Genomic DNA, 21,423 nt, shown 5'->3' on the forward strand with positions numbered 1-21,423 from the left:
TCCGGACCTACTGGTCCAGCCATTGCGAAGGTTGCGTGCTCAAGGACAAATGCACCAACAGCAAGGAGCGGCGCATTCGCAGATGGGAACACGAAGACGTTCTGGAACGCGTTCAGCAGCGCCTAGATGTGGAGCGTCAAGAGGTTGTTCCGATTTAAGCCCGCTCTGCTGATTGGCGGTTTTGATCCTATGGCGGAATGCGGTCTGTGCCAATTGTAGAGATGTTTCCATCGACGCAGGTCAGCGCCGCGTTGATCTGACGTGTCATAGGCGCGGGCGTAGGCCCATTCGCGGAGCGCGGTCTAGATGAAGCGCTCGGCCTTTCCGTTGGTCCTTGGCGTGTAGGGTTTGGTGCGGATGTGGCGGAGGCCAAGTTCTGCACATGCCGTTTTGAAGACGTGACTGATGTCGCACGCGCCGTTATCCGTCATGACCCGCCGCACCGTGATCCCCATTGAGGCATACCATGCCACGGCGGCCTTGAGGTGTTTGACCGCGCTCGGCCCGCGTTCATTTGCATGGATTTGGGTGAAGGACAGCCGGGAGTGGTCATCAATGCAGACATGCACGAACTCCCAGCCGGCACTTGCGGACTTACCCTACTTGGGGTCTCCGGTGATGCGCTTTCCGGTTTTTTTGAACTTTCCCAGACGTTTGATATCTAAATGGACCAGGTCGCCGGGAGCCTCGCGTTCATAGCGGCGGACCGATTCGGCGCGCTCCAGATCGCGCATCCGGCTGAGCCCCGCGCGCCTGAAACCCGGCTGACGATGGTGGGCGAAACACCCGTCTTTGCAGCGATATGGGCTCCTGTCAGGCGCTGGCGGCGCAAAGCAATGATCTGTGCGCTCACAGCCGCAGATGTCGAGTTGCGCACAGAATGCGGACGCGAACATCGGTCGTGCAATCCGTCTGGGCCCTCAGCCTTAAAGCGCCACCACCACTTCGCAGCCGTCTTTGGCGAACAGCCACAGGCCCGTCCGGCTGCCGCAAAAGAAACGCCGGACTGGATCAACCCGACAAGCCGTTCTCGACCCAGAGGCGTAAGTCTGGCATTCTGATGCACGTTCATTCGATCTCTCCGAAAAAGGTTGTGGTCTGGTAACTCCAACCAACTTCAAAGGGATCGAATGGACAACCTATTGAAAGCTCACACCTAGGGTGGCTTTGCGTTACTCCAAGCCTTTCAGAAAAAAATTTCGTCGAAGGTACTCATAGGTTAGCCTTTCAATTTGATGGCGACGTTTTTCGTCTGCACATAGTTTCAGAGGGCTTCACGGCGTTTTTCACGGCCGTAGACTATTTGCCATAACCGCCGAAGGGCGTCTCAACCCCGCCAGCATACCATTCATTGACGAACACTTGACCGGCTCGCAACTGGCGAGCAGCTGTGGTCGCGCGGGCGAGGTCGCGGGTGAAAACGCCGCCGACAAGACCATAGGGTGTTCCATTGGCATTTTGATGGCATCTTCATCGGAAGAGAATTTCAGGACGGACAGAACGGGCCCAGAGACTTCCCCATTTGCGATCTTCATATTGGGGGTGACGTTCGTCTCGATCGCTGGCTCAAGAAACGCCCCAGGGATGTTCATTTTGCGGCCACCCGTGGCAAGCTGTGCCCCTTCGCCTTGCGCGCCACGACCATGTCGGCGGCGCGATCGCTTTGCAGCTCAGAGACCATTGCACACATTGTCGGGCCGAATTCGGGTTGATCGATGCCCCAGCGGACGTCGCTTTCAAACGCTCCCAGATCGGCATCGTCACGAACGATTGCCGCGGATTTTCCGCCCAATTCTATCACGCAAGGCACGACATTTTTGGCTGCAGCGGTTGCGATGGCGACGCCGGTTGGGACAGATCCTGTCAACACGATTTGGTTTACGAGCGGGTGAGCCGATAGGGCCGCGCCCGCGTCACCCCAAGCCCGCATAGGATATTGATGGCGCCTTTGGGCAGGCCTACTGCGTTGGCTGCATGGGCGAACCACGCATTGCCAAGCGGAGTGAGTTCCGCCGTTTTGATCACGCAGGCATTGCCGGTGGCCAAAGCCGCCGACAGCGACCGCGCTGTCATCTCAACGGGGAAGTTCCACGGAATGATCTGCGCGGAAACGCCGAATGGCTCATAAGTTGTGAACTCGAAATAGCCTTTGCCCAGCGGGATCGAGCGACCCTCTACCGTTTCGGCCTGATTGCCATAGTATTCGAAATACCGTGCAGCGCCTGCAATCTCGATCCGCGCTTCACACAGTGGTTTTCCCTGCTCCAATGTCAGAACTTTCGCGATCTCATCGATATGATCGAGCAGGTAGCGCTCCATCGCTTGCACCATGCGTCCGCGTTCTACAGGCCGCAGATCGGAAAACACACCGGACACATGCACATGATGTGGTTTTCTCGTCGTTCTTGAAACGGGGCCAGGGTGGGTCCTCGCCTTGGTACCAAGCCTCCCCAAAGGGTTCGTGCAGGCAATCAAGGTCACCGCGCTGACGCATCATTCATTCAAAGGCGGTCGAGGTGGAGTGGGGGATCGCCCAGAGTGCTACAATCGTATCCATGGAGGCTCTCCAACAGCTGGCTTTGCGGCGTGGTCGGCGCGATGCCAAGATCCTTCATGATCCGCCAGTAAAGGGCCGTATCATGCCCAATCACTGGCTTGCCAAGCTTGGCCTCCACCGCGCGGGCAAGATGCAGGGGGTGTTGTGATAATCCTTTCGGACCAGAGCGGAAATTGCAGATGCCGTTGATCAGGTAGGCGTCTGCGTCTGGGGCTTGCTCTGCCACATAGGTAAAACTGGGTTCAAACAGGTCCCCATCGAAAGTCCAACGTTTGGCATTGACGGTGGCTTGATCGGGGAAACAGCCACGATCCACAAAGTTGCCTGCCATGTGAAAATGGGTCTCGTATCTGTCCGACAAGTCGGCGCAGTGCTGGCGTATCCCTTCGACGCCCAGACCGCTGGCACGGACCTAGTTCGATCCAACCAGGCCGCAGACAACAACACTGTTTCGCGCCATGCAATGCACGAAATCGTCCATCATGCCGAAATTCGCTTTGCGCTGGTCCAGCCCGTGGGCGTAGTCCGGCACATGCAGCATCCAGCCGTGCACGCCCACGGTTTCAGGCGACATGCGCAGAAAGTCGGAAGGCTCGGCATCGTAGTCAAACGGAGGGCACGTGAAGCCAACCTGATGCGGGAACAGCTTTTGCTGGGCACTCCATTTTTCAGGCATAGCAAAGTCAGCCGTCAATCGCCTCCCGCATCCAAGCCTGCAGGTGCATGACGGGGTGTTCGGAATTCACGCCGCCCTTAGGATCAACCACCAGTGGCCCCGGCACATAGCCGCGCGATTTCAGGCCGCGATGAACGCTTTCGACAAGGTGGATGTCTTCCTCGACGGTGGTGGCGCGATCCTGTTGCGCGAGTTTTCGGACCTTCTCATCATCAATGCCGCCGACCGAATACCAGCCGCGCCAAACAACCACGTGGTCGGCATCCATTGCCCGCCAGTGATAGGTGTTCAAGACATTGCCCGGATAGACCTGAAACGAAAACATCGGCCATAGGAACCAACTGGAATATTCATGCGAATGCGCAAAACCGGAGTTGATGTCATAGGTCATCTGATCCAGCGCCTGACATTCGGTCGTGTGGCGCAGACATTTGCCTTGGGGCTGAATGTCGTAGGTTTCGGGCTTGACCACACCATTGGCAAAGGTCGGGTGGTTTAACGAGCAGTGATAGCACTCCGAGTAATTCTCGACCGAGACCTTCCAGTTGCAGTTTTCTGGAATCTCGACCCAATCCAGCGGCTTGAGGTCGGCCCAATTCGGCACCCATTCCTCAAGCTCGGCGCGCGCACCGGGGAACCAGTCTTCCATCGGCTCTGTGTTCGGATCGAGATTGACAAAAACGAAGCCGAGGAATTCCTCTGCACGCACCTCCGTCAGGCACACATCGGATTTATCAAACCCCTCCACGGCCTTGATATTGGGTCCGGCGCGCAATTCGCCCGTGAGCTCATATGTCCATGCGTGATAAGGGCAGACGACAACGCGTGTGGTGCCGGTCCCTTTGACCAATTGATGCGCGCGGTGCTGGCAAACATTGTAGAACACGCGGATCTTGGCGTCGCGCCCCCGGATTGCAAACAGGCTCTCTCCAGCGATCTCAAAGGTGGCGTAGTCGCCGGTGTTTGTCAGGTCAGACGCGTGGCACCCGAATTGCCATGTCTGCGCCAGCAGCCCTGCGGTCTCAATCTGAAAGACCTGTGGGTCGGTGTAGTAGCGCGCGGCCAATGATCGGATCGGACCTTGTTTCATGCCTACCGCTTCGCTGCTTGAGGCCATCATTTGTCCTCCGCGTGATAAAGCCCGAGTTCGTGACGGCGCGCGTGGAATGTCGCCACGCGTTCGGGGATCTCATCGCTGGCAACAGCAATGACAAAGGACAGCAGCGTTTCGAGCAACGCGATGATGCTGACCGAAGACGGGAAGAATTGCGGCGTGTCGACGGAAACGACAAACCCATGGTTTGTCAGCCGAATGATGGGGCTGGCGGGGCTGTCGGACAGGGCGACGATGGTCATACCTTGCTCATGCGCGATACGCACAGCCTCAACCACTTCGGACCGATAGGGTTTGCAGGTAATCGCAATCAAAACATCTTGGCCATCGGCCCATGCCAAATCATCCACCGGCGTCGAACCAGGGCGTGGGATTGCGTGAAATTCGGTCATGCCGGTTGACGCAAGATAGGTAAAGTTCCGCGCAACAGAATTGTTGACGCCAACCCCAAGCGTGAAAACCCGGCGCGCGGCCCAGATCGCTTCGGCTGCCGCTTTCAGGTCCTCGGTCGAAATGCCGGCAAAGGTCTCTTCGATGTTGTCGAGAACGTCACGCACCATATCGGCGTAAAGCCCGCCAAGGTCGCCCGACTTGCGAATGTCTTGCAGCCAGCGTGCCCGGTCAGGAAAGTCGGCGGCCCCGCGTCTGATCGCCTCGCGGAACGGGGCGCGGAAATCCTCGTAACCTTCAAAGCCAACCTGCCGCGCCATGCGCACGACGGTGTTTGGCTTAACCTTCGCGGCCTGAGCAATTTCACGCACTGTGGAGACCCCCACATCACGCGGGTTCTCCAACACATAAGTTGCGGCCTTGCGCGCCTCTGGTGTCAGCTCGGGCAATTCGCCAGCCAGACGTTCCAGAACCGTTCTTGATACATTTGTCCCATTCATGATTGACGATGGTACTTTTGTCCGATTAGCCTGTCGAGAGAAAAACGACTCATAAAAGGACTTTCCCTTGGTTGATGATTTCCCCAGCCACGCACGCGTCGTCATTGTCGGTGGCGGCGTCATGGGCGTTGGCATTGCCTATCACCTTGGCCACGAAGGATGGGGTGCGGACACCGTTCTGCTAGAGAAGGCAGAGCTGACGTCTGGCAGCACATGGCACGCAGCAGGGCAGATTACGCACTCGACCTCAAGTTTCGGGCTGGGCAAATGCGTCGATTACAACATCGGGCTGTATTCTGGAGGATTGGAGGCTGAGACTGGTCAGCCTGTTACGTGGCATGGCTGCGGCTCGTTTCGCTTGGCCTATACGACAGATGAAATGGACTGGCTGCGTCATACCCTGTCGGTTGGGCGTTCCCTTGGTTTCAATATCGAGCTGGTCGGACCGGAGAAAGTTGCAGACCTGCATCCATTCTATAACCTGGACGGAGTGCTGGGCGCGCTGCACACGCCTGATGATGGCCACGTCGATCCAACAAACGTGACGATGGCTATGGCCGCGGGTGCGCGGCAAAAGGGCGTGCGCATCATCCGTCATTGCAGGGCGACGAATATCACGCAGATACCCTCCGGTGAATGGCAGGTCGAAACTGACAAGGGCACAATCGTCTGTGAACATGTCGTCAACGCTGGCGGAACCTACGCGCGCCAAATGGGCGAATGGTCAGGGCTGCAATTGCCGATGACATCGATGACGCACCACTATTTCGTCACGGAGCCGGTACCGGAATTCGAGGCGTTGGACACCGAACTGCCCGTCATCCGCGATGACAAGAAGGTGTCGGGCTACATCCGCATGGAGCAAAAGCGCGGGCTGATCGGGATCTACGAAAAAGAGAACCCGAATTCAGTCTGGCACGATCATTGCCCGTGGGATTATGAAAACTGGTTGTTTGATGCCGACTATGACCGGGTCATGCCGTACCTTGAAGAAAGCCTGAACCGCATGCCGATCTTCGCAGAGCTTGGCATCCAACGCGAAGTCCATGGCGCGATCTCTCACCCGCCGGATGGCAATCCGCTGATTGGACCTGCGCCCGGCGTGCGCAACTACTGGTGTTGCTGTGGCACGCAGATCGGCATCGGCTGGGGCCCCGGTTTAACGCGGGAACTGGCCCGATGGATGGTGCATGGCGCCGCCGATATCTCTATGCGCGAGTATGATCCGCGCCGCTTCGGAAGCTACGCCACCAAAGACTGGCAGGTCGTGAAGGCCGAGGAAGACTATTGCCTGCGTCACGAGATCCCGTTTCCGCATTTCAACCGGCTCGCCGGGCGGCCGATCAAGCCGTCGCCCCTGCATGAATTGCTTAAGGCCAAGGGGGCTGTGCACGAAGAGGTTTATGGTTTTGAGCGTCCGCGCTTCTTTGCCAAAGGCATCCCGCAGCAGGATCATTATTCCTTCAACCGCACCCCCGTTGACGATCTGGTCGCAGCAGAAGTCAAAGCCGTACGCGAAAACGTGGGCATTATGGACGTCACCGCTTTCACTAAGGTCATTGTCGATGGGCCGGACGCCTATGCGCTGCTTGATCGTCTGACCGCGAACCGGATGCCGCAAAAGGTAGGGTCGATAACGCTGACCCATATGCTGAATCACGCTGGCCGGATTGAGCTGGAGACAACCATCGTGCGGATGGCTGAGGACAGGTTCTACCTCGTATGTGCCGCTTTCTTTGAACAGCGCTTGCTGGATCACTTGAACCACAACCGCGGGGGCGAAGACGTCACGATCACTGCTTTGTCATCAGACTGGTCTGCGCTGTCCTTAAACGGGCCACTGGCGCGCGACGTATTGCGGCAATGCACGGATGCCGACCTGACAAACGCAGGGTTTCGCTGGCTCTCTGCTCAAGAAATTGTTGTTGCCGGGCATCGTATCTGGGCTTTCCGCATGTCCTATGCGGGTGAGCTTGGCTGGGAATTCCACATGCCAAACGCGGTGTGCCTTGATGTCTACAACGCGCTGTGGGCGGCAGGCGAGGCGCATGGCATCGCGGACTACGGCAGCTTTGCGATGAACGTTATGCGCATGGAGAAGGGGTTCAAAGGTGCGGGCGAGCTGACCAACGAAGTGACTTTGGCCGAAGCAAATGTTCTGAGATTTGCGCGCACAGACAAGGACTACCTTGGTCGTGACAAGACACTGAACACCGATCTGCCGTGGGTCTGCGCTTATCTGGAAATCGAACCTGATGAAAAGGCCGACGGCCATGGCGGCGAGGCTGTGATGTTGAACGGGAAAGTTGTCGGCTCCACCGCCTCGGTGGCTTACGGGCCGACCGTCGGCAAAATTCTGGCCTTTGCCTATATCGCTCCCGAAGCGGGCAAGCCCGATACCGCGCTTGAGGTGGTGATCCACGGCCAACCCCGCGCGGCCCGCGTTTTGGGTGAACCGGCCTATGATCCCGAGAGCCTGAAGCCGCGAAGGGACGCATCATGACATTTCCAAAAACAATGCGTGCGATGGTCACGATGGGCCATGGCGATCTGGATCAAATGGTCTTTCATGAAGATTGGCCATGCCCAACCCCCGCGCCCGACGAAATTCTGATCCGTGTCGGCGCCTGCGGGCTGAACAACACGGATGTGAACACTCGTTCGGGCTGGTATTCCAAGACGGTGACAGATGCGACGACAGGTGGCGCGTTTGAAGACGTCGGTCAAGACGACCCTACCTGGGGCGGCGCGCCGATCACCTTTCCACGCATTCAGGGTGCCGATGTCTGCGGGGAGATTGTCGCCGTCGGCGAAAACGTCGATCCGGCACGTATCGGCGAACGCGTCATCACCGACGGTTGGTTGCGCGACGCAGACGACCCCGACGACATGAACAAGACCGGATATTTCGGGTCGGAACGCAATGGCGGCTTTGCCGAGTATACGACGACGCCATCGCGCAATGCGCTCGCGGTGCAGTCGGATTTGAGCGATGCGGAACTGGCAACCTTTTCTTGTTCCTACTCCACTGCCGAAGGCATGCTAACGCGGGCCGGGGTCGGTGCAAGTGACTCGGTATTAGTCCCCGGTGCCTCGGGTGGTGTTGGTGGGGCGCTTGTCCAACTGGCCAAACGCCGCGGTGCGCGGGTGATCGCCATGGCGTCTGAAGCGAAGCATAAAGACGTCGCCGCACTTGGTGCTGATATGATCCTGCCGCGCGCACCTGACGCGCTGCGTACTGCTTTGGGAGATGAGAAAATCACCGTCGTGGCAGATGTTGTCGGTGGCCCGTACTGGCCAGCGTTGATTGACGTGCTGGAACGCGGTGGGCGCTATACTTGTTCAGGCGCGATCGCGGGGCCAATGGTCGCGCTTGATCTGCGCACATTCTATCTGCGCGATCTTACCTTTACAGGCTCTACAGTGATCACGCCCGAGGTCATGCCGAACCTGATCCGCTACATTGAGAACGGTGAAATCAAGCCTGCTTTGGCTGCGACCTACCACCTTGATCAATTGCGAGAAGCCCAGACCGCTTTCATCGCAAAAGAGCACACCGGAAACATCGTGGTGATCCCGTGAGCGAGGCGATCCGACTCCTGCACGCCGTCCAGCGCCTTCATTTGGTTTCTTCGGAACTGACAGGCTATGCGCCCTGGCCTGACGACGTTCAGGCACGCAAGATTCGACCGACACCATGTTCAATCACCCGATCCCTCGGATCGTTGCCCCTGCGCGGGTCACGGATTACCGCGCCGGTGATCAAGGCATTACGTCGAGCTGCACCGGAACTGGAATGGCGACAGACCTATTCCAAAGAAGACGTTGGTGCTCGGTTCCTTGACACCTATGGCTATATCGAACTTTTCGGCCCAACCGGGCATTTCAGGTCAGCCAAATTGCGCGGTTATATCGGCTATTGGGGACCAGATCTGACTTATGACTGGCACGCGCATGAGGCGGAAGAGCTCTACTTCACGCTGGCAGGCTGCGCCGTCTTTAGTGCGAAAGGCGCAACCAATGTCATGGTGCGCCCCGGTGAAGCGCGCGCGCATGAGTCGGACCAGCCGCATCTGATGATCACCTTGGATCAGCCTTATCTGGCCTATGTGCTGTGGCGCGGCAATGGCCTCGAAGGCTTGCCACGTATGGTGACGCCATGAAGATCACCCGCATCCGCATCTTCAAGACTGATTTGCCTTATGTGGGCGGAGCATATGTCTGGGGTGCGGGCAATGCCTTAGAAACGGCAAAGGCGAGCGTCGTGGTTATCGACACGGATGCGGGGCTGCAAGGCTGTGGAGAGTTCACCCCCTGTGGTGAGAACTATATGGTTGCGCATTCCGAAGGCGTAGAGGCCTTTGCACGCCTCGTGGCGCAGAGGTTGATCGGCGAAGACCCGCGACAGGTCGCGCGGATCGAACAGTTGATGGATCACGCGATGCAAGGGCACGGCTACGCCAAAGCGCCCTTTGACGCTGCGTGCTGGGACATTCTGGGACAGGCCTGCAACCAACCCGTTTGGATGTTGCTGGGAGGCAAACTCACCGATGGCGCGCCGATGTACCGGGTCGCGCCACAAAAGGCGACGGAGGAAACCCTCGCTGAGATGAAACGCTATCGGGCGGACGGTTATCGGCAATTCCAGATCAAGGTCGGCGGTGATTGGGAGGCGGACATTGATCGGATAAAGGCGGGTGTTGCACTGCTGCAATCGGGCGAAAAGGCCATGGCCGATGCCAACCAGGGCTGGCGCGTCGATAACGCCATTCGCGTTGCCAGGGCGACGGCAGAGCTGGATTACATTCTTGAGCAGCCGTGCAGAACCTACAAGGAATGCCAGCAGGTGCGCCGCGTGGCGCAGCAACCAATGAAGCTGGATGAATGTGTGACGGGCATGGCCGCCGCACAGCGTATCGTCGCAGACCGTGGGGCAGAGATATGTTGTCTGAAAATCTCAAATCTTGGCGGCTTGTCGAAAGCCCACCGCGTCCGCGACTTTTTGGTGGAGAACCGAATGCCAGTCGTCGCCGAAGATACTTGGGGGGGTGAAATCGCAAGCACCACGTTGGCGCATTTCGCAGCGTCAACGTCTTCTGAATTCCTGCAGAACACAACCGATCTGATGAACTATAACACGCGTTCCACCGGGGTTGGTGGCGCTTGGGCGGAGGGGGGAAAGCTCTATGCGCCCGACGCGCCGGGGCTTGGCGTGGCACCTGATTATGACAGTCTTGGTGCACCAGTTGCGGAGTACGCTGAATGAAAATCAAGTGTGTTTCTGTTTTCCAAGTCGATCTGCCGCTGGAGTATCCCTACTGGCTCTCTGGCGGTCGATTGAAGTTCGAAATGTTGGACGCAACATTGGTCAAAGTGGAAACTGACGCGGGGTTAGTTGGTTGGGGGGAAGGCACACCTTGGGGTCACACCTACGTTCCCGCCCACGGACCGGGTATTCGTGCAGGTGTTGAAACGATGGCGCCATTTATCATTGGGCTCGACCCACGGCGGGTGCTGGATGTCGAACGCGCGATGGACCTCGCGCTGCCCGGCCACCTTTATGCCAAAAGCCCTATTGATATGGCGTGTTGGGATATTGCTGGCCAAGCTGCTGGCCTGCCAATCGCCGACCTCATGGGCGGCGGATCACGCACCCCGCGCGCTATCGCCTCGTCCGTTGGCGCGAAGACTGTGGAAGAAACCCGCGCCGTAATCGACCGTTACCGACAGCGCGGGTATGTCGCCCATTCGGTTAAGATCGGCGGCGATGTGGCGCGTGACATTGCCCGCGTTCGCGATGTTGAAGACATCCGGCAGAGCGGTGAGATTGTGCTCTACGATGTGAACCGAGGGTGGACACGACAGCAGGCACTGCGGGTCATGTCGGCAACCGAAGACCTGAACGTGATGTTCGAACAACCCTGCGAAACGCTGGATGATATTGCGGCTATTGCAGGCAAACATGCCGCCCCCGTTTCGGTCGATGAAGCACTGGTGACGTTACAAGACGCGACCCGCATTGCACGAGACGGACTGGCGGAGGTGTTTGGTATCAAACTCAACCGCGTCGGCGGATTGACCAAGGCTGCGCGGATGCGGGATGTCGCTCTGGCCCACGGGATCGACATGTTCGTTATGGCAACGGGCGGGTCTGTTTTGGCCGACACCGAAGCGTTGCATTTGGCAGCAACAATTCCTGACGCGAACTGCCTCGCGGTCTGGGCCTGTCAGGATATGCTCACCGTCGATATCGCGGGTGGACGTGGCCCGCGTAATGTTAATGGCCATCTCCACTTGCCCGAGGAAGCGGGCCTTGGCGTGCATCCAGACGAGGATGCGCTTGGCGATCCCATGGCGGTTTATTCATGAAGGTCACCGGCATATCTCTTTGGTCCGTCGATCTGACCAGCCATGAGACGTACTACATGGCCGAGGGCAAGACCTGCGATACGGTCAAATCTCACGTGCTGTGCCTGGATACAGACACGGGTCTGACAGGCTGGGGTGAGGTCTGCCCGATCCCACATTATTTACCCGCTTTCGCCGATGGTGTGCCGAGTGCTATTGCCGAAATGGCCCCGAAAATCCTTTGCATTTCCCCCTTCGGCGTCGATGCACCGATGCGAAAACTGGACGGGTATTTGCAAGGCCACCTGCACGCAAAATCTATCGTGGATATGGCGTTTTGGGATTTGTTTGGCAAAGCAACCGGACAGCCTCTTTATACCCTCCTTGGCGGGCGCACACGCGCGGATATGCCGCTTTACCATTCGATCACTTGTATTGCGCCTGATGACATGGCGCGTATCGCACGTGACGCCTACGCGTCTGGTATCCGCCAGTTTCAGGTGAAGCTGGGTGCCGACGCAGACTGGCAGGCTGATGCAGAACGTCTCAGCAAAGTACGCGAGGCGGTGGGTCACGGACCATTGGTCTATGGCGACTGGAATTGCGGCGCGACCAAGCTGCATGCCACACGTACCGGCCGTGCGGTGGCCCATCTTGATGTCATGTTGGAACAGCCGTGCAAAACCCTTGAGGACTGCGCCGCCGTTCGGCAAGCAACTGGTCTGCCTATGAAGATCGACGAAGGTGCATATGACCTCGGCTCATTGATGCATGCCCATAAGCTTGGCGTTTTGGACGCGGTCGCGCTGAAGCTGTCAAAGTTTGGCGGGCTTTCAGCTATGCGCCGCGCCCGCGACCTCACGGTTCACTTAGGTGCAGAGATTTGCGCCGAATGCACCTGGGGGTCCGACATCGTGACCGCCGCCTCGTTGCACTTTGCCGCGTCGACTCCGCACGGTGCATTACTGAACACCTGTGATCTGTCCTCTTACGTCAGCCCGCGCATTGCACCTGATTGCCCGACACGCAAAGATGGCCGCATCGCGCCGCCCGACGGCCCGGGGCTTGGGGTCACACCCGATATGGACACCCTTGGAACCCCCATACTTGAACTGGCCTGACCATGCACAAACTGACCTCACAATCTGACTGGATCGCCCGCGCTCGCGCCGTTTTGCCTGCCGGCGGCTTTGGCAATTTCGACCCCGGTATCGTGATCGCACGCGGCGAGGGCAGCCGCGTCTGGGATGAGGACGGCAAGGAATACATCGACTATCTGATCGGCTCCGGCCCAATGCTGCTTGGCCATGGCCACCCCGAGGTCATGGAAGCCGTCTTGGAACAACTCCCCAAAGGCATGACCTTTTTCGCCAACAATGCCAAAGGCATTGAGCTAGCAGAAGCAATCGTAGATGCGGTACCCTGTTGTGAACAGGTGCGCTTTGTGGCGTCGGGCGGCGAGGCGGACATGTATGCCATTCGCCTTGCGCGCGCTTACACCGGCAAACACAAGATCCTGAAGTTTGAAGGCGGCTACCACGGCATGAGCGCCGAGGCACAGATGAGCCTTGCCCCCGACAAGCATGTGAATTTCCCCCAAGCAGTGCCTGACAGCGCAGGCATCCCGCAGGGCGTGGCCGATCAGATGTTTATTGCGCCGTATAATGACCTAGCCGCTGTCGAGGCTTTGTTGAGCGAACATGACGACATCGCCGCCATTATCGCGGAACCCCTGCAACGGATCATTCCTGCCGTCCCCGGATATCTTCAAGGCCTGCGCGATCTGTGCGACAAACACAGTGTTCTGCTGATCTTTGACGAAATCGTCACTGGTTTCAGGCTGGCCTATGGCGGCGCACAGGAACGGTACGGCGTGACGCCAGATATATGCACGCTGGGCAAGATCATTGGGGGTGGATTCCCGCTCGCCGCACTCGGTGCCAGTACCGAGATCATGCAGCACTTCGACAAATCCATCGTGGGCGGTGACAAGTGGCTTATGCAGCTTGGCACGCTATCGGGCAATCCGATTGCGGCTGCTGCGGGGCTAAAAACGATGGAAGTATTGAAGCGCGAAGGAAATTACGATCGTCTCCGCGGTATCGGTCGAACGTTGCAAGACATGCAAAGTGGCGCACTCGATGCAGCAGGCATTCCCCACCAAATCTGCGGGGATGAGACATTGTTCGACATCTTCTTCACGACCAGCCAGTGTCGCGACTACCGCTCCGCCAGGCATGATGACCCTGCACGTAATGCGACCTACAATACGGCGCTGCGCGAGCACGGAATATTCAAGTCGCTGGGTAAGCTCTATCCGTCACTTGCGATCACCCAAAACGACCTGCAACAGACGAAAGCCGCTGTCGAACATGCTGTGCGATCCATTTCCAGGAGCTGAGTGGCATTTCTTTACCAGTCTTTATAGCGTCAACGGGTTCGCAAAGTTTCCCAGCTGATAGGGTGCAAAGAAACTTTCGGCTAACGGCAGTTGTCCGACATTGGTGCACGGCGCAGCCTTGGTCGATTTGGGCTCCAACCGGCCATTCGGCTGGAACCCACCAGTGTATCTCCGATAACGTTTCGCCTTAGACGCCCTGCCTGTCCACAATTTCACGCATCGCCGTCAGAAAGGCAGAGACCTCGTCCAGTGTGTTGTAGTGGCACATCGATACCCGAACGGCAGCGGGCAGACCCAGCGGGTTCAGGATGTTCCCTGAATAGTGGTCAGCTTTGCGGGTATGGGTGCGGATGCCAAGCGCCCGCAGGGCTGATACCAGATCAGGGGCATCCATGCCATCCAGCGTGATGGAGACCAGACCCTCACGCGTTGGATTATCCGCGCCGCCAAGAATACCTACGCCCGGCAAGTCCGCCAACCCGGCGAGGTTCCCGGTGCCAGAGATCATAGCATTTGTCAGCGCCTGTTCATGTTCATGAATGGCAGCCCCCGCCGCCTCGATCCGCGCGCGCCTGTCTTGCGCGTCGCTTACCTGTCTGCCCAGCCAATCGAAGTAGTCGACCACATCGGACATCGTTGCATAGGCGCCTGTGTCGCGGGTCCCAAGCTCCCAATTGCCCTCGGGCCCACCGATCAGGCTGTCATGCGGCAGCGCGTTCAATCGGGGTGACGTCCACGCGATCCCATAGCCGTGGCGCGAAAACACCTTGTATGGAGAAATCACATAACCATCGATATCGTAACCTTTGATGTCGATCAGCCCATGGCTGGCGTGTTGGATGCCGTCAACGATGATAATCGCATCTGGTGCAACGGCGCGGATTGCCTTTGCCACCGCCGCCACGTCGACGCCCATGCCCGTCACCGGTGAGGTGTGCAGGATCGTGGCCACCCGAATGTCAGGGCGCAGGTGGGGGATGTAGTCGTCGGCGGTAACACAGCCTGTTGAATCATTGTGCGGCACCTGAATGTAGGGCTTTCCGGCCACTTTCGCCCAGCGTGTGCAGGCGCTTCGGGTCGCGGGGTGTTCAAGCGTAGATCCGAGGACAACGCCACCGTTTTGCGTCTCTAAGACAGCATTCATGACCAGTCGAAAGAGCAGCTCCGTCCCGCTTTCACCGGCGAAAATGTCACCATTCGGCGCATTTAAAAACTCGCGCATGTCAGATTTGGCCTGATCAATCACGCGCACCAGTTTATGTGCCATTTCATTATCCCGCCCCTGGTTGTCGGGGATCGCCGCAAAATGGTTAGACGTGGCCACAACGCTCTTCAGGGTCAGAGCGCCGCCCGCGTTCTCAAAGAAGATACGGGGTCCGGCCTCGGGGCAGCTCTCAACATGGGCAAAACGCGCGCGGATTTCGGACATCAAGGTGGGGTTTTCGGTAATCATTGGTGTCTGCCTTCTCTGAGACCGCCAAGGGTTTGTCGTAATTCGGTTCAGGCCAGTGCCTTGTGAACGATGGCCCCGACCATTTCGGCCAAGGCAATGTGGGTTGTGTCCCGGATACCGTCGACATGCGGATCGATGATCCCATCGGCGGAATTGATCAGACCGTTGACCGTCATCACCTGCAGAAGACGTGCTTCCATCACAGGTGTGTGAAGCAGGCGGGCATCGCCAGCGCGAAGCGCCATTGCCGCGCAGATCGCGGTGCATCCCCAGTTCGACACGGCAGCCGTCACCAGGACATCTGCACCGCTGACAGCACCGATCCCGCCGCCGCAGCGGCAATCGCCTATATCACCATAGGGAATGGATACCCGGACTGCTTCCGCAACCAGACCCATGCCTATTTCGTTGCCGCCATCACCTACCCCGACCACCGGGATACCCCGCGACAGACCTGCGTCAAACAGCATGTCGATACGCGCGCGCCCCATGCCATAGTCTCGACCGCGCATGTTGTAATAGATGCCGTTCTCGTTGCGTCCGACCCGTTCCGTTGAAAACATCAGATCCGGTCTAAAGCGATCCAAGACCTCGCTTGCCGCCGCCTGCCCCGCTGCATCCTCCACCGGATAGGGTTCGAGAACAACGCAGGCCATCGACCCGTCAGCACTGGCTTGCAGGGCCGTCGCGTGATCGACCACGGCAAGGCCGCAGGCCCGCAGGACAGCTGCAATGGGCGCCATTAACGTCTCTTCGATCATAACCACAGTGGTCGCCTTGCGCGCCAGCCACAAGGCCCGCACGATCGCCGCTGCACCAGATGGGCCATCATTTTCGCCCAGTTCCGGCGAAAGCCATGCGCGCGAGACAGATCCGGTTGTAACGATCACTGTGCCGCCTTCTGGGATCGCCAACAATCTGTCTGCCGCCGCACCCACTAGCGGACCACCGGCCAGCGCACGGGAGGCATCATAAAGCGGTTCGATCCCGCGATTGCCGATATCGAGGTTCACCAGCCGATCCAGCCGTTCGTCGTATTTGACAAAGTCGCTCATACGGGGCCCCCAAATAGCGTTTCCTCGAACCAAGCTGCGTCATCCAGACGCTCGGCCACAATCCCTGCGGCTCGGTCAAGTGCTTCCACCAAAACAGGCGCGCCGCCAACTGCGTCCAGCGCTCCGGCAGTGGGCTTCAGGCGCAGCGAAACACGTCCGCCCGGCGCACCATGTGTGTTAACCGTCAGCACCCCATTGTCACGCAACAGGATCATCCCCATGGCTGCGGTTGCCTCGGCCGGTACGATGTTTGCAGTATCGCGCCCCGCCATCATAAGCACCCGGGTCAGAACATCCTGTTCATCCAGCATCGGGCCAAGGTCCGAACGCAGAACCACATCCTCGCCCCAGGCATCTGCCAGTGCGTCGGCAATGGACTGACCGTCGCGCGCCTCATCCTGCAAATGCTGTGGATCGAAAGCCTGCAGCGACCGCATCGCCCCGGCTGCTATCGGCGCACGGGCCTCCTGCCCCAGCTCTGAGGCCTTGGCCAGTGTCGCCAGAACCGGCTGTGCACTCCCGCAGAGGATGCCAGCCCGTGGCCCAGACAGCCCAGCCTTGTCGGCATTGGTGATCGCGAAATCCGCGCCCATCGCAAGGCTTTTGGAGCCACCATGCAGCACGGGCCGGAGCCGTGCGCCATAGGCCTCGTCCATGAAAACAGTGACACCTGCAGCCTTGCCTGCGGATATGGCAACCTCTGTCTGGTCGTCCGGCAACCGCGCCAGCGTACTGGTTACCGTGGTCAACACCATCAAAGCAGGGCGGTTTTCATAAATGGTTGCAGCAGGCACCGCGCTGCCGGGTATTTCGATCAGTTCGACCCGCGCCAAATTACAGCCCCGTACAACCGACGCATGGCTTCGGTCGCCGTCGGGCACGACAGACACCACAGGTCGCCCGTCCGACAAGGCCAGTATCGCCGCAACAATCCCTGCACTCGTGCGGTTGGTCACGGCCGCCGTATCTCCCCCCCCGAAATGGGCAATCGCGACCTCTGCCAGTTCACTGGCAAAGAGGCCCGGACCGATCCATTCCTCGCAATAGGAGTCGAGGTCTTCGGGTTTCAAAGGAAAATAGCGCGGGTTGCCGGTGAAGATGCCGATGGCTTCAATGCCCTTCACGCTCACCACCCCCGCCGCGACGCTTTGGGCGTGGCGCAGGCGCCGGATTTCCGCCGCACTGTCTGTCAGATGCCGCCCCCGGGCAAAGCCGACAGACGAGTCAATGACATTGCCAAAACGGTCCTTGTCCATTCTCAGATCGCCACGGTCACGCATTTGCGGAAGGTATAGGCCTCAAGCGCGCCTTCGATGGAGTATTCGGAGCCCATGCCCGACTGCTTGATCCCGCCATAAGACATGCCAGGGATCTGCCCACCACCCTGATTGACCTGAACCCAACCTGCATCGATGGCACGCGTCATCCGGATGATTGTGCTCATGTCGTGGGTAAAGATAAAGGCCGCCAGCCCGTAGTGCGTATCGTTGGCCAGGGCGATCATGTCGGCCTCATCCTTCCACGGTATGGCGATCAGAACCGGCCCGAAAACCTCTTCACGCGCAATGCGCCATGAGTTGTCGAGCCCTGTCAGGATCGTCGGGATAGGATGAAATCCTGCGTCAGTGGTTGTGGGTGTCTCGCCAGTCAGGAATGTCGCGCCTTGGGCTTCGGCTTCGGCGACAAAAGCGCATATCTCGTCATAACGCTCGGCGTTGACCACCGCACCAATGTCGCTGTCTTCGTCCAGCGCATCGCCCACCGTCATGGCCGCAGCTTTCTCGGCAACGCGGGGCATCAGATCATCCCAGACCGAGGCATGCACAAACAAGCGCGACCCGGCGGTGCAGCTTTGCCCCTGACGTGCAAATCGCATGGCGTTTACAACACCCTGCGCCGTGGCATCGATCCGCTCTGGCGTACAGGCATCGGGAAAGATGATGCAGGGGCTCTTGCCGCCCAGTTCCAGCGTCACATTGGCGATCCTGTCGGCGGTTGAATGGGCGACCAGCTTGCCGACCTCGGACGATCCTGTGAAGGAAACCTTGGCAATACCAGGGTGACTGGCCAGGGCAGCACCCGCTTCTTCACCCAACCCTGTCACCACATTGAAAACGCCAGGCGGAAAAATGTCGGCAGCAAGTTCCACTAGCCTGAGGACTGCCAGGGGCGCGTCTTCGGCAGGCTTCAGCACCAGGCAATTGCCGGTTGCAAGCGCCATCGAGATCTTGACCGCGCCCAACTGCAGCGGCGAGTTCCACGGGATAATCGACCCGACGACCCCCAGCGGTTCACGCGTGGCGTAGGAGAAAATCCCCGGCCCCAATGGCAGTGTCTCGCCCTTTTGTTCAACGGCAACACCGCCGTAATACTTTAGTACGCCAGCGGCACCTGCGGCTTCGCCGCGCGACTGTGTTCGTACCGCGTTTCCGCTTTCCGCGGCAAGTACGCGCGCAATCTCCTCGGCGTGGGTGCTCAGCCGATTGCCCAATTCCGTCAACATTGCACCCCGTTCAGACGCCGGTCGCGCGGACCAGTCGCGGCGCGCGCGTTCGGCGGCGGCAACAGCCAGATCAATCTCGGTTTTTGTGCCACGCCCTATCTCGCAGATCACCTCGCGGCGCGACGGGTTTTCAACCGCCAGTTTTTCTCCGCTGTCCGGCCAGTGCCATTTACCGTCTATGAAAGACCCGGCAAGCCCTTCGGTGGGCAAGGTGTAGTTAAGAAGTGCCATGTGTCAGTCCTGTCTTTGATCGGGCAGTGCCCGCAACGTTTTGTAAATCGCAGAAAAATCCAGACCACCGTCCGCTTCAGCGAATTCGGTGAAGGCGCGCGCCGCTTCGGCCCCAAAAGGCGTGGCCTGACCGGTGGAACTGGCGGCGGCCTGTGCCAATCGCAAATCCTTTGCCATAAGCGCAGATGCAAAACCGGGTGCAAAGTCATTGGATGACGGTGCTAAAGGCACAACACCCGGAATGGGGCAACGGTTTTCGAGGGTCCAGCTTTGTGCAGCAGCGCCAGCGCAAAGCGCATAGAACTTATGCAGATCAAGCTCTAACGCATCCGCCAGCGCAAAACCTTCCATCACTGCCATCGCAGTGATGCCACAGATCATGTTATGGCACGCTTTGGCCGCCTGCCCCGAGCCCGCTGGTCCAAAATGCGTGATCTTCGCCCCCATTGCTTCAAGCACAGGTCTGGCTTTAGCAAAGGCCTCGTTCGAGCCGCCGACCATAAAGCTGAGGCTACCTGTCTCGGCCCCTGCCGGCCCTCCCGATACGGGCGCGTCCAGCATCACCAGCCCTTTTGCCTCGGCTTGTGCTGCCAGGTCGCGCGCAGTGTCGACATCTATGGTGGAGCAATCAATCAGCAACGCGCCCGCCGCCGCTCCTTTTAGGATGATGTCAGTATGGACTTGGGTCACATGGCGCCCTTCGGGCAGCATGGTGACGATGATTTCAGCCTGAGCAATGGCTTCGGCGCTTGGCTCTACCGCGCCGCTAAACCGGGCACGCATCTGAGGGGAGACATCCACACCCAAAACATCATGACCCGCCGCCCGCAACACCTGCGCCATGGGCTGACCCATGGTACCTAGTCCGACAAATGCAATAATTGCCATCAATCCTCACTTTCCATAGTCAGCGCATCAACATATCTGGCAGCCACAATGCCAGGTTCGGAAACAGGGCGAGCAGCGCAATCATCGCGGCCATGGCAGCGACGAAAGGCAAGGCCCCCAGCATTACATCTGTCATTGGGCCGCGCCCGCGCACGCCTTGTACCACATAGAGGTTCAACCCGATGGGCGGGGTAATCAAGGCGGTTTCAATCAGGATCATCATGACGATCCCGTACCAGACAGGATCGAAACCAAGGCTGAACATCAATGGCGCGATAATAGGTATCGTCGTGATCATCATGGACAAGGTTTCCATGAAACACCCAAGCACGACGTAAAAGATCACAACCGCAAGCAACATCTGCATAGGCGTCAACCCAAGCCCCGTCACAAACTGGTTTAACTGGGACGTCAGGCCGATGCCGGATAGAATCATGTTAAGGATGTAGGCCGCTATGATGATCAGCACGATCATCGCCGTGGTCACGACCGTGCCCTCCAGTGCCTCGTTCAGCATTTTCCAGTTCAACCGTCCGCGCCCGGCCGCGATGATCAATGCGGCGACGACACCCAAGGCGGCAGCTTCGGTCGGCGTGGCGAACCCGGCATAAATCGACCCGATCACCACCACAAAAACCAGAATAGGAGGCAGAACGCCGATTGTGCCTGCGAACCGCTCAGCCAAGGTATAGCGCGCGCGGTGACCTGCCATCTCGGGTCGCAAGAGCACAATGGCAATGATCGCCGCCATAAACAGCCAGGCCAGCATGAGCCCGGGAATGATCCCTGCAATGTAAAGTTGCGGGACCGACGTATTGGTCAAAATGCCGTAGATAATCAGGTTCACCGATGGCGGGATCAGAATGCCGAGTGTACCGCCAGCTGCAAGCGTGCCCAGGAACAGCCTGGGTCCATATCCGTGCCGGTCAATTTGCGGCACAGCCACCGTGCCAATCGTGGCCGCCGTTGCCACTGACGACCCGGAGGTAGCCGAAAAAAGAGCACAGGCTCCAATGTTGGCATGCATCACCCCACCCGGAAGCCAACCCAGCCATTTGGCTAACGCGTCATACATCGCGTCCGCTACGCCAGAGCGCAGCATGATCTCACCAAGCAGCACGAACAGTGGGATCGCCATAAGAAGGAAGCCGGATGAGGCTGTCCATGCAACCTCGCCCGACGCCTGATAGAGCGGCAAAAATCCAAACGTACGGTCCAACGTGACTGCCATAACTCCCAAGGCCGCCGCAATCGGCAGGCTGAGCGCGATCAAGACGATCAAGAGAAGAAGCGCAGTCATCAACATG

At 58.6% G+C, this 21,423-nt stretch carries 19 protein-coding genes and 2 pseudogenes; 7 read left to right on the forward strand and 14 right to left on the reverse strand.

Annotated elements, in window-relative coordinates; all coding sequences use genetic code 11:
- Positions 1-122 precede the first annotated feature (122 nt).
- The 8 genes and pseudogenes from H9Q16_RS20090 to H9Q16_RS20110 form a co-directional block, all read right to left on the reverse strand.
- Positions 123-1,072 (reverse strand): annotated as a pseudogene (locus tag H9Q16_RS20090) (IS481 family transposase).
- A gap of 227 nt (positions 1,073-1,299) precedes the next feature.
- Positions 1,300-1,592, reverse strand: a pseudogene (locus H9Q16_RS20955) (aldehyde dehydrogenase family protein).
- Positions 1,589-1,930, reverse strand: coding sequence for an aldehyde dehydrogenase family protein (locus tag H9Q16_RS20830; RefSeq protein WP_281403176.1), 342 nt, complete (start codon positions 1,928-1,930; stop codon positions 1,589-1,591). The pseudogene H9Q16_RS20955 and the gene H9Q16_RS20830 overlap by 4 nt, the downstream one beginning before the upstream one ends.
- A complete protein-coding gene (locus H9Q16_RS20835) occupies positions 1,879-2,376 on the reverse strand; it encodes an aldehyde dehydrogenase family protein (protein WP_343067900.1) in 498 nt (165 codons plus the stop codon). The genes H9Q16_RS20830 and H9Q16_RS20835 overlap by 52 nt, the downstream gene beginning before the upstream one ends.
- A 125-nt stretch (positions 2,377-2,501) precedes the next feature.
- On the reverse strand, positions 2,502-2,888 hold the full coding sequence (locus H9Q16_RS20540; RefSeq protein WP_216859532.1) for a hypothetical protein: 387 nt from the start codon (positions 2,886-2,888) through the stop codon (positions 2,502-2,504).
- Between the two features lie 81 nt (positions 2,889-2,969).
- Positions 2,970-3,233 carry a hypothetical protein gene (locus H9Q16_RS20545; protein ID WP_216859533.1) on the reverse strand — a complete coding sequence of 88 codons (264 nt, stop codon included), beginning with the start codon at positions 3,231-3,233 and terminating at the stop codon, positions 2,970-2,972.
- A 7-nt stretch (positions 3,234-3,240) separates the two neighbouring features.
- Positions 3,241-4,350 carry an aromatic ring-hydroxylating oxygenase subunit alpha gene (locus H9Q16_RS20105; RefSeq protein ID WP_246455900.1) on the reverse strand — a complete coding sequence of 370 codons (1,110 nt, stop codon included), beginning with the start codon at positions 4,348-4,350 and terminating at the stop codon, positions 3,241-3,243.
- A complete protein-coding gene (locus H9Q16_RS20110) occupies positions 4,350-5,237 on the reverse strand; it encodes a MurR/RpiR family transcriptional regulator (protein ID WP_191077272.1) in 888 nt (295 codons plus the stop codon). Before H9Q16_RS20110 ends, H9Q16_RS20105 begins: the two co-directional genes overlap by 1 nt.
- 67 nt (positions 5,238-5,304) lie before the next feature.
- Between H9Q16_RS20110 and H9Q16_RS20115 the strand changes: the two genes are divergently transcribed.
- From H9Q16_RS20115 to H9Q16_RS20145, 7 genes are read left to right on the forward strand one after another with little or no spacing between them, the layout of a single operon-like run.
- A complete protein-coding gene (locus H9Q16_RS20115) occupies positions 5,305-7,740 on the forward strand; it encodes an FAD-dependent oxidoreductase (protein ID WP_191077273.1) in 2,436 nt (811 codons plus the stop codon).
- Entirely contained in the window at positions 7,737-8,819 is a 1,083-nt protein-coding gene (locus H9Q16_RS20120) for an alcohol dehydrogenase family protein (protein WP_191077274.1), read from the forward strand. Before H9Q16_RS20115 ends, H9Q16_RS20120 begins: the two co-directional genes overlap by 4 nt.
- Complete coding sequence (locus tag H9Q16_RS20125) at positions 8,816-9,400, forward strand: dimethylsulfonioproprionate lyase family protein (RefSeq protein WP_191077275.1); 585 nt, start codon at positions 8,816-8,818, stop codon at positions 9,398-9,400. Before H9Q16_RS20120 ends, H9Q16_RS20125 begins: the two co-directional genes overlap by 4 nt.
- Entirely contained in the window at positions 9,397-10,503 is a 1,107-nt protein-coding gene (locus tag H9Q16_RS20130) for a mandelate racemase/muconate lactonizing enzyme family protein (protein ID WP_191077276.1), read from the forward strand. Before H9Q16_RS20125 ends, H9Q16_RS20130 begins: the two co-directional genes overlap by 4 nt.
- Positions 10,500-11,606, forward strand: coding sequence for a mandelate racemase/muconate lactonizing enzyme family protein (locus H9Q16_RS20135; protein WP_191077277.1), 1,107 nt, complete (start codon positions 10,500-10,502; stop codon positions 11,604-11,606). Before H9Q16_RS20130 ends, H9Q16_RS20135 begins: the two co-directional genes overlap by 4 nt.
- The gene (locus tag H9Q16_RS20140; protein ID WP_191077278.1) at positions 11,603-12,706 is read left to right on the forward strand and encodes a mandelate racemase/muconate lactonizing enzyme family protein; all 1,104 of its coding nucleotides are present in this window, start codon (positions 11,603-11,605) and stop codon (positions 12,704-12,706) included. Before H9Q16_RS20135 ends, H9Q16_RS20140 begins: the two co-directional genes overlap by 4 nt.
- A gap of 2 nt (positions 12,707-12,708) precedes the next feature.
- Entirely contained in the window at positions 12,709-13,986 is a 1,278-nt protein-coding gene (locus H9Q16_RS20145) for an aspartate aminotransferase family protein (protein ID WP_191077279.1), read from the forward strand.
- Positions 13,987-14,173: 187 nt separating this feature from the next.
- Here H9Q16_RS20145 and H9Q16_RS20150 read toward each other — a convergent pair whose 3' ends face one another.
- Genes H9Q16_RS20150 through H9Q16_RS20175 form a run of 6 tightly spaced genes read right to left on the reverse strand, consistent with a single transcriptional unit; the run spans position 14,174 to position 21,422 of the window.
- Positions 14,174-15,439 (reverse strand): aminotransferase class V-fold PLP-dependent enzyme, encoded by a 1,266-nt coding sequence (locus H9Q16_RS20150; protein WP_191077280.1) that lies wholly within the window; start codon positions 15,437-15,439, stop codon positions 14,174-14,176.
- Positions 15,440-15,486: 47 nt separating this feature from the next.
- Positions 15,487-16,494, reverse strand: a complete 1,008-nt coding sequence (locus tag H9Q16_RS20155) for a glutamate cyclase domain-containing protein (protein ID WP_191077281.1) — start codon at positions 16,492-16,494, stop codon at positions 15,487-15,489.
- Positions 16,491-17,750 carry an aminotransferase class I/II-fold pyridoxal phosphate-dependent enzyme gene (locus H9Q16_RS20160; RefSeq protein ID WP_216859534.1) on the reverse strand — a complete coding sequence of 420 codons (1,260 nt, stop codon included), beginning with the start codon at positions 17,748-17,750 and terminating at the stop codon, positions 16,491-16,493. The genes H9Q16_RS20155 and H9Q16_RS20160 overlap by 4 nt, the downstream gene beginning before the upstream one ends.
- A gap of 2 nt (positions 17,751-17,752) precedes the next feature.
- Positions 17,753-19,228 (reverse strand): aldehyde dehydrogenase family protein, encoded by a 1,476-nt coding sequence (locus tag H9Q16_RS20165; protein WP_191077283.1) that lies wholly within the window; start codon positions 19,226-19,228, stop codon positions 17,753-17,755.
- Between the two features lie 3 nt (positions 19,229-19,231).
- Entirely contained in the window at positions 19,232-20,116 is an 885-nt protein-coding gene (gene mmsB, locus H9Q16_RS20170; protein ID WP_191077284.1) for a 3-hydroxyisobutyrate dehydrogenase, read from the reverse strand.
- A 19-nt stretch (positions 20,117-20,135) separates the two neighbouring features.
- A complete protein-coding gene (locus H9Q16_RS20175; RefSeq protein WP_191077285.1) occupies positions 20,136-21,422 on the reverse strand; it encodes a TRAP transporter large permease in 1,287 nt (428 codons plus the stop codon).
- Position 21,423 lies beyond the last annotated feature (1 nt).

This window comes from Sulfitobacter aestuariivivens (assembly GCF_014763045.1).
Lineage (GTDB): Bacteria > Pseudomonadota > Alphaproteobacteria > Rhodobacterales > Rhodobacteraceae > Sulfitobacter > Sulfitobacter aestuariivivens.